This window comes from Caulobacter sp. P1_B12_2, assembly GCF_056406675.1.
The window spans coordinates 1-8,442 of sequence record NZ_JBFTZS010000178.1 but is presented as its reverse complement, the minus strand read 5'-3'; the positions used below and the strand labels follow the sequence as shown (position 1 = coordinate 8,442).

At 69.0% G+C, this 8,442-nt stretch carries 9 protein-coding genes; 5 read left to right on the top strand and 4 right to left on the bottom strand.

Going from position 1 to position 8,442, the window contains the following annotated elements; genetic code table 11:
- The coding region (locus AC1DZ6_RS12750; protein ID WP_477097544.1) for an Hsp33 family molecular chaperone HslO at positions 1 to 627 on the top strand (627 nt) is incomplete at its 5' end.
- 10 nt (positions 628 to 637) lie between these two features.
- Here AC1DZ6_RS12750 and AC1DZ6_RS12745 read toward each other — a convergent pair.
- The 4 genes from AC1DZ6_RS12745 to metZ form a co-directional block, all read right to left on the bottom strand.
- Positions 638 to 1,480, bottom strand: a complete 843-nt coding sequence (locus AC1DZ6_RS12745; RefSeq protein ID WP_477097543.1) for a hypothetical protein — start codon at positions 1,478 to 1,480, stop codon at positions 638 to 640.
- 47 nt (positions 1,481 to 1,527) lie between these two features.
- Positions 1,528 to 3,087: a hypothetical protein gene (locus tag AC1DZ6_RS12740; protein WP_477097542.1), complete on the bottom strand. Its 1,560-nt coding sequence runs from the start codon at positions 3,085 to 3,087 to the stop codon at positions 1,528 to 1,530.
- Positions 3,088 to 3,202: 115 nt separating this feature from the next.
- Positions 3,203 to 3,667, bottom strand: coding sequence for a Co2+/Mg2+ efflux protein ApaG (gene apaG, locus AC1DZ6_RS12735; protein ID WP_477097541.1), 465 nt, complete (start codon positions 3,665 to 3,667; stop codon positions 3,203 to 3,205).
- The gene (gene metZ / locus AC1DZ6_RS12730; protein ID WP_477097540.1) at positions 3,648 to 4,832 is read right to left on the bottom strand and encodes an O-succinylhomoserine sulfhydrylase; all 1,185 of its coding nucleotides are present in this window, start codon (positions 4,830 to 4,832) and stop codon (positions 3,648 to 3,650) included. The genes apaG and metZ overlap by 20 nt, the downstream gene beginning before the upstream one ends.
- A gap of 252 nt (positions 4,833 to 5,084) precedes the next feature.
- On the opposite strand from metZ, the gene AC1DZ6_RS12725 reads away from it, so the two are divergent.
- The 4 genes from AC1DZ6_RS12725 to AC1DZ6_RS12710 all read left to right on the top strand — a co-directional run.
- Positions 5,085 to 6,113, top strand: a complete 1,029-nt coding sequence (locus AC1DZ6_RS12725; RefSeq protein ID WP_477097539.1) for a 2'-deoxycytidine 5'-triphosphate deaminase — start codon at positions 5,085 to 5,087, stop codon at positions 6,111 to 6,113.
- Between the two features lie 138 nt (positions 6,114 to 6,251).
- On the top strand, positions 6,252 to 7,079 hold the full coding sequence (locus AC1DZ6_RS12720) for a TraB/GumN family protein (RefSeq protein WP_477097538.1): 828 nt from the start codon (positions 6,252 to 6,254) through the stop codon (positions 7,077 to 7,079).
- A 93-nt stretch (positions 7,080 to 7,172) separates the two neighbouring features.
- On the top strand, positions 7,173 to 7,619 hold the full coding sequence (locus AC1DZ6_RS12715; protein WP_477097537.1) for a nuclear transport factor 2 family protein: 447 nt from the start codon (positions 7,173 to 7,175) through the stop codon (positions 7,617 to 7,619).
- A 21-nt stretch (positions 7,620 to 7,640) separates the two neighbouring features.
- Positions 7,641 to 8,442, top strand: an 802-nt coding sequence (locus AC1DZ6_RS12710) for a kinase (protein WP_477097536.1), incomplete at its 3' end; no start/stop codon positions are given.

The following is an 8,442-nucleotide window of genomic DNA, read 5'->3' as shown; positions in this document are numbered from 1 at the left end:
CTGCGCGGCTATTGCCGGTTCGACGCCGACGAGGTGGCCAAGGCCTCGGAAGGCTTCGTGCGTCCCGGCGCCCGCACCCTGCTGGGCGGCGGCACCTTCGTGATGACCATCGACCAGGGTCCGGACATGGACCGCTACCAGGGCATCACCCCGATCGAGGGCGAGACCCTGGCCCTGTGCGCCGAGCAGTACTTCGCCCAGTCCGAGCAGACCCCGACCCGGGTGCGCCTGGCGGTCGGCCAGGTCGACACCGGCGAGGGCCTCAAGTGGCGGGCCGGCGGCATCCTGATCCAGGCCATCGCCGGCGACGAGACCCGCGGCGAGACCCAGGAGGCCTGGACCCACGTCCAGGCGCTGTTCGAGACCACGGGCGAGGACGAGTTGATCGACCCGACCGTGCCGACGACGCTGCTGCTGTGGCGGCTGTTCAACGAGGACGGCGTGCGCCTGCTCGAGGAAAAGCCGCTGCGCGCCTTCTGCCGCTGCTCGGAAGACCGCATCGGCGCGATGCTGGGCTCGTTCACGGCCGAGGAAATCGCCGAGATGATCGAGCCCGACGGCAAGATCCATGTGACCTGCGAGTACTGCTCGCGGGCCTATGCGGTGGCGCCGACGGCGACGGGCTGAACCAAGCGGCTCAGCGGCCGAGCGCGATGGCGCGGAAACCCGGCCCCACGGGATAGAAATTCGTGGGCCGGTCGTCCTCGCGCAGAAGACCGTTGCCGAGGATCGTGAAGGCTCTGAACGCCGTGCCTCCGAAGCTGACGCGCAGGCGGCCCGTGATCCGGGCGCCCGGTTCGCCGGGCGCCTGAAACACTCGGTCCCAGTACACCTTGCCGGCCAAGGCCTTCGCGGACTTGGCCGGCAAGGGAACGCCCTTCAGGCCGAAAGCTGAGCAGGCGCTGATCCTCACGCCGGACCCACTGGTGGACGCATCCCCGACCGGATGCACCGGCGGGTCGATCGGCGAGGGCGGACGCCCGGTCGGCATCGCCACCTGCCACTGCGAGCCGATCTCGAGCGAGAAGTCTCCCTCGGCGTTAGAGTAGATCAGGCCGGTCGGACCGTAGACGTTCGCGTTGAGGACCTTGGCCAGCGCATAGAGCAATTGAGCGCCCGCGACGCCGGCTCCCACATGAGGGGCATAGAGGTAGAGCGTGCTGAACCGCCCGCTCAGAGTCTGGAAGGCCGGAACCCAGACGGCCTGATTGTCGAGGCCGATATGCTGCAGGGACGAACCGAGCGATTGGCCGGCGCCTGTCGAGATAATCCCCTGTTCCCCATGCCCGACAAGCGATGCCGTGGTCGGTGAGGCGGTCTCCCCAGCGCAAGCCAACAGATTGGCGGCCGCGGTCTGGATGCTGTTGTGGGCGCCGGCCGTCGGCGTGCCGGCGCGGGCGTTGTCCAGATAGCCGTCGGGGCTGGTGGCGTCGATCGACACGCATCCCGTCAGGGGCGCGGTCTGGGTGGGCAGGGCCATGGCGATCTCCAGGCGAGTTTGCGACGGCGCGCGGCGGCGATCCGCCGTCAGACGTAGGCGACCGAATAGTCGCCGTCGGGGTGTTCGGTGACGACGGCCGTGGTCTGCGGCCGCTCCGCGAAGTCGACCGTGGCGACCTTTACGTCCTTGGGCGGCTCGATCACCTGGCCCGGCGTATAGACGCCTTCCGCGATCATGACGCGGAGCGCGGGCGGATCTTCGCCTTCGGGGTTGTAGGTCACGCTGTCCCAGCTGCCGTTGGTGATGCTCTCGAACGTGGCCCAGGCGTTGGTGTAGATCGGCGTCACGCCGCCGGGCGGCTGCATGAAGAGGACGTAGCTTTTGCTGACGCCGCTCTCATTGAGCACGTTGATCTTGTAGGTCGTCGCCGCTGATTTCCCCTGTTCGCCCGCGCCGGCCAAGGTCGCGGCGACCGCCAGTTCCGTGACGTGACCGCCGATATCGAGCGTCGCCTTGACCGGCGTTCCCTGGCCCGAAAGCAGGTGGTGGACGATGGTGGCCGTCGTGCCCCGGTGGCCGCCGACCTCGTGAGCCGCCGGTTCGGCGGCGGCCACCGGCTGACCCTTGGCGTCGACCAGCGTGAGCTTGACCGCGTTCGGGTCCAGGCGCGGCGAGCCCGGCGCGCGGGCGATCACCACGTGAACCTCGGGGCCGTCATCGGCGAGGTTGTGGCTCAGGTGCACGCCGACCAGCCGGTCGCTGGGTTGGAAGCCCTGGAGCGCATCCACCATCTGTTCCGGCGCCATCATCTGGCCCTCCACCGACCAGGCCTGGGCGACCAGCATCGCGCCGGTGGCCGTATCGACGAGCTGTCCCTGGAACTGCAGGTCGATGGAATAGGTGTTGCCGGACGACAGATTGACGAACCCCGGCTGGTCATACATCGCGAACCGAGGGCCGGTCGCCTGGGTCGGGGTGTACTGGCTCCAGGGGGTGGCGGGGCACGCGCGGTAGCCGAAAGCGGTGCAGGTCCCGGGTGGGCATCCGTCTTCCTGATAGACGGCGGGCGACAGGCTGGTTGATCCGCAAAGAAAGTGAACCAGGATCGAGCCGTCGACCGAGAACTGACCCTTGACGAGCTGGCGGTATTCGCCGCTCGCGCAATCGCCGCCGGCGCTGTTGGTGAACGTGGCGCTGATGGCGAAGGGACCGACGAAGTTATCGCCCTGATCGCTCGGGACCACATTGCCCACGGGCGTGACGAACGACGAATAGCCCAGCGTCGTGGCGGGGGCGACCGACAGCGCGCCGTCGAGGCCGTGGACGATCTTGGTCGGGGCGGTCGGGCTGGCCGAAAAGTCGATGTGGGATGCGGCCTGGGAGCCGGCGGCGTCGACCGCCAGGCGGAACTGGCCGGGCGCGGGGCTGGGCGGAGCGCGGAACAGCAGGGCGCACAGCTTTTGGAGCAGGCTCGGCGGTTTGGGCGTCGGCGCCGTGAACTTCACCTCGGCCGATCCGCCTATCGCGATCGTCTGGCGCACCGACCAGCCCGTCAGGGCGGAGGCGCCGGGCGCTGGAGCCTGGAACACGACGTAGGTTTTGGGCGACGTGCTGTTGTTCGCAATGGTGATGTTGTATTCGGCCACGGCTTTTCCCCTCGCCTGGCGGGAGGGTCTCGCAAACGGCGCAGCTTCGCAACCGAAACGCGCGGTCCGGCTTGTCCCCAACTCTAGTGACAAGCCGCCCGGGCGGGACGACGATTTAGTTGTAGCGCCGCGCCGCGCCCGGCAGGTGCAGCGAGAACTCCGGGATCTGCGCCTCGAACACCTCGCCGGCCTCGGTCATCATCTGGAAGTGACCGACCATGGTCCCCGAGGGCGTCGCCAACGGGCAGTTGGAGACATAGCGGAACGCCTCGCGCGGCCGCAGCTCGGGCTGCTCGCCGACCACGCCGGAGCCTTCGACCTCGGTGGCGCGGTTGAGGCCGTCGGTGATCGTCCAGGCGCGGGAAATCAGCTGCACCATCTCGGCGCCGTGGTTCTCGATCTCGACCGTATAGCCCCACATCCACAGCCCTTCCTCGGGCGCGGAATCCTCGGGCTGATAGACCGGTGAGACGCGCACGACGATGTCGCGCGTGCGCGCTTCATAGATGCCCGCATCCGCGCCGCGACGGCGACGGATCCGCTTCAGCGGCGGAGAGGACTCACGCCTGGTCGAGCGCACGGGTCACGTCTCGGGTCAGGTCCGCCAGGCTTTCCAGGCCCACCGACAGGCGCACGCCGCCTTCGACCACGCCCAGCGACGGGCGCATCTCTTCGGGCACCGAACGGTGGGTGGTGGTCGGCGGGTGGGTGGCCATCGACTTGGCGTCGCCCAGGTTGTTGGAGATGTCGACGATCTCCAGCGCGTTGAGGAACTTGAACGCCGCCTCGCGCGAGCCCAGGTCCAGGGCCAGCACCGTGCCGCCGCCGCTCATCTGCGACTTGGCGATGTTGTGGCCCGGATGGTCGTGGCGGAAGGGATAGAGCACCTGCTTGACCGCCTTGTGCTCGGCGACCGTGTCGGCCAGGGCCGCGGCGCTGTCGGTCTGGCGGCGCACGCGCAGGTCCAGGGTCTCCAGGCCCTTGACCAGCACCCAGGCGTTGAACGGCGACAGCGACGGGCCGGTGTGGCGCAGGGCGTCGCGGTAGAACTCTTCGTTGATCGCCTCGCTGGTCAGGATCGCCCCGCCCAGCACCCGGCCCTGGCCGTCGATGTGCTTGGTGGCCGAATAGACCACGATGTCGGCGCCCAGCTTCAGCGGCTGTTGGAAGATCGGGGTGGCGAAGACGTTGTCGACGATCACCTTGGCGCCGACCGCATGGGCCATTTCCGCCACCGCGCGGATGTCGGTGATCTCCAGCACCGGGTTGGACGGCGTCTCGATCAGCACGGCCTTGGTGTTGGGGCGGATCGCCGCTTCCCAGGCCTTGGGATCGGTGGCGTCGACGAAGGTCGTTTCGACCCCGAAGCGCGGCAGCCACTCGGCGATCAGCCAGCGGCACGAGCCGAACAGGGCGCGGCCGGCCACCACGTGGTCGCCCGCCTTGACCAGGCCCATCAGGGACATGTGGATCGAGGCCATGCCGGTCGCCTGGGCGCGGCACACTTCAGCGCCCTCGAGGAGCGCCAGGCGATCCTCGAACATCTTCACGGTCGGGTTGTTGAAGCGCGAATAGACGAAGCCGGGATCCTCGCCGGAGAACCGGCGGTCGGCGCCCTCGGCGCTGTCATAGGTGAAGCCCTGGGTCAGATAGAGGGCTTCGGCGGTTTCCATATATTGCGAGCGCGCCAGACCGCCACGGATCAGCTTGGTGGCGATATCCCAGTCCTTCGGGTCCTCGGCCATGGCGGTTTCTCCTTCACGCCGGAGCCTGCTACGCAGGCTCATCTTTAAACACTAGAGCGTGGCTGGCGCCGAAACCGGCGGCCACTTTCGGCTGCCACGCTCTTGAAGCGGCCGGCATAAGGGGTTTCTGGAGCCCCAGGGTCAAGGCGGACAAGTCTGATTTCAACATTAGAATTGTCACAGGCGAGTAAGACGCGTGCGGATCACCCGCGAGCCTTGCCTTCGCGGCGCGGTTTAGCGAGTGTCGCCCCGATGACCGACGCCCATGCCGCAGGGATTCTGCCCTGCCAATCCATCGAGGACCTGATCGCGCAAGAAGCGATCACCTCGCAGACCCCGTTCGACACCGACCAGGTGCAGCCGGCCAGCCTGGACCTGCGCCTGGGCGCGCGGTGCTGGCGGGTGCGCGCCTCTTTCCTGCCCGGTGTGGCCCGCCGCGTGCCCGAGCGTCTGAAGGACGTGGCGATGCACGAGCTGGACCTGACCAAGGGCGCGGTGCTGGAGAAGGGCTGCGTCTACATCGCCGAGATCCAGGAACGTCTGGCCCTGCCGGGCAACGTGGCGGCGCGGGGCAATCCCAAGAGCTCGACGGGACGGGTCGACGTGTTCGTGCGTCTGCTCAGCGACCACTCCAAGGCCTTCGACGACATCGAGGCCGGCTATGACGGCCCGCTCTATATCGAGATCGCGCCGCAGACCTTCTCGGTGCTGGTGCGGTCCGGCACGCGACTGAACCAGTTGCGCCTCAAGCGCGGCGATCCGGTCAAGCTGGCGATCAAGAGCGTCGGCGTGGACCTGACGCCGGGCGAGGGCGGCATCGTCGGCTTCCGCGGCCGCCGCCATGCCGGGGTGATCGACCTGGACCACGTGGACGGCCACGATCCGCGCGACTTCTGGGAGCCGCTGCAGACCCGCCATGGCGAACTGCTGCTGGACCCGGGCGAGTTCTACATCCTGGCCTCCAAGGACGACGTCCAGATCCCGGTGCTGGAAGCCGCCGAGATGACCCCGATCGATCCGTCGGTCGGCGAGTTCCGGGTGCACTATGCCGGCTTCTTCGATCCCGGCTTCGGCACCGAGGAGGCCGGCGCCGTCGGCTCCAAGGGCGTGCTCGAGGTGCGCAGCCACGAGACGCCGTTCCTGCTGGAGGACGGCCAGATCGTCGCCCGCCTGGTCTACGAGCCCCTGACCGCGCGGCCCGACCGCCTCTATGGCGAAGGCGGGTCGCACTACCAACGCCAGGGCCTGAAACTGTCCAAGCACTTCAAGGCGTGGCGTTAGGCCGCAAGCGGCCGCGCTTTCCTGGTTAACCGGTGTCTTCGTAGCCTGGAGCCTCGTTGAGTCCAGGCGTCGAGGGACGTTGTGCCGTTGTTGCGCTTTCGAAAAAGGCTGGTCGCCGCCTGCGTGATGGCTTGCGCCTTGATTGGCGCTTCGGCCGCCCGCGCCGCCCCGGCCATGTGGGAAGTGCGCGACCACGACACCGTCATCTACCTGTTCGGCGCCATGCACGTCCTGCAGCCGAACGTGAAGTGGCGCACCCGGGCTTTCGACCGCGCCTACGCCCAGGCCGACAAGGTCTGGTTCGAGACCCGGGCCGACGCGGACCCGGCCGAGGTCCAGGCTCTGGTCGACCGCTATGGCGTCGATCCCGACCGCCCCCTGACCGAAAAACTGCCGCCGCGCACCGTCGCCACGCTGAAGGCGGCGCTGGAGCGGGACGGCGGCTCGCTGGACCGCGTCGACCGCCTGCGCCCCTGGGCGGCGGCGATGATGCTGTCGGTGCTGCCGATGACCCAGAACGGCGCTTCCGCCCAGGCCGGGGCCGACGCCACGGTCACCCGCCAGGCCCGGGCCGCCGAGAAGCCGATCGCCACCTTCGAGACCCTGGAGCAGCAGATCCGGCTGTTCGCGGCCCTGCCCGAGGCGGTCGAGGTGCAATATCTGGACGACGTGGCGTCCGAGACGCTCTCGCCGCCGCGCAACGGCGTGGCCCTGCAGTCGGCCTGGCTGCGCGGCGACATGAACAAGCTGGGTCCGCTGGTTGTCGACGTGATGAAGCGTGACCGCCCGGCGCTGTACGAGGCCCTGCTGAAGCGTCGCAACGAGGCGTGGGCGCGGTCCCTGGTCGCCGAGATGGACCGGCCCGGCGTCCAACTGGTGGCGGTCGGCGCTCTGCACATGGCGGGCGAGGACGGCCTGCCGGCCTTGATGGCCGCGCGCGGATTCCAGGTCCGGCGCGTGCAGTAGCGGCGTTCGCCGAACGCCATGCGAACGTCACATTGGCGACCTAGCGTTTCCCGATCAAACCCAGCACGGCTGGGTGAACAGGGGAGAGCCGGCATGTTGAAGATCACCACCCTCGCCGTGGCCTGCGGCCTGGCCCTGGCCGCGCCCGCCTTCGCCCAGAGCGCCGACCAGAACCCCGAGGCACCCGGCGTCCGCGCCGCGCTCGACCACTACATCGCCGGCCATGCGACGGGCAGCGGCGCCGAGTTCCGCCAGGCCTTCCACGACGACGCCAAGCTGTTCTGGATGCGCGACGGCAAGTTCATGCAGCGCACCGACGACGAGTTCGTCGCCGGAGCCTCGGGCAAGCCGGCCGACGACGAAGCTCTGCGCAAGCGGTCGGTCGAGATCCTGGACATCACCGGCGACGTGGCCGTGGCCAAGGTGGTGCTGGACTATCCGACCGTCACGTTCGTCGATTACATGTCGATGGTGAAGACCGAGAACGGCTGGAAGATCGTCAACAAGACCTTCAACGCCCAGCCCAAGGCCAAATCCTAGTTCCAAGCGTCGAGGGGCGGCATGACGGGGGAGACGGGCGTCGATCCGGCCTGGCTGGAGCGGTTCATCCACGATGAGCGGCTGGGCGAGGGCTTCGCGGCCCAGATCCAGGCCCTGCACGCGCCGTTGGCCGCCCGGATCGCGGCCGTGGCCATGGGGCCGGCCTTCGTGGTCGGGATCTGCGGTCCGCAGGGATCGGGCAAGTCGACCACGGTACGCGTCCTGGCCGCCTTGCTGGCGGCGCGGGGACTGAAGGTCGGTACCCTCTCGCTGGACGACCTCTACCTGACGCGCGCCGACCGCGAGGTCCTGGCCCGCGAGGTCCATCCGCTGCTGCGCACGCGCGGCGCGCCCGGCACGCACGACGTCGCCCTGGGCCTTTCGGTGCTGGACGGCCTGGCCGGGGAGGGGGAGACGGCCCTGCCGCGCTTCGACAAGGCCAGCGACGATCGCGCGCCGATCGAGGCCTGGCCGCGCGTCGCCGGTCCGGTCGACGTGGTGCTGTTCGAAGGCTGGTGCGTCGGCGCCCGCCCCGAGCCGCCGCAGGCCCTGGTCCAACCGATCAACGCCCTCGAGCGTGAGCGCGACCCGGACGGGATCTGGCGCGCCCACGTCAACGCCGCCCTGGCCGGACCCTACCGCGCCCTGTTCGCCCGCCTCGATCTTCTGGTGCTGTTCACCGCGCCGGATTTCGAGACGGTGCTGGCCTGGCGGCGGGAGCAGGAGGCCAAGCTGCGCGACCGGCTGGCCGCGACCGGGCAGGGCGTCGGCGGCGCCATGAGCGACGAAGAGGTGGCCGTCTTCGTCCAGCACTATGAGCGCC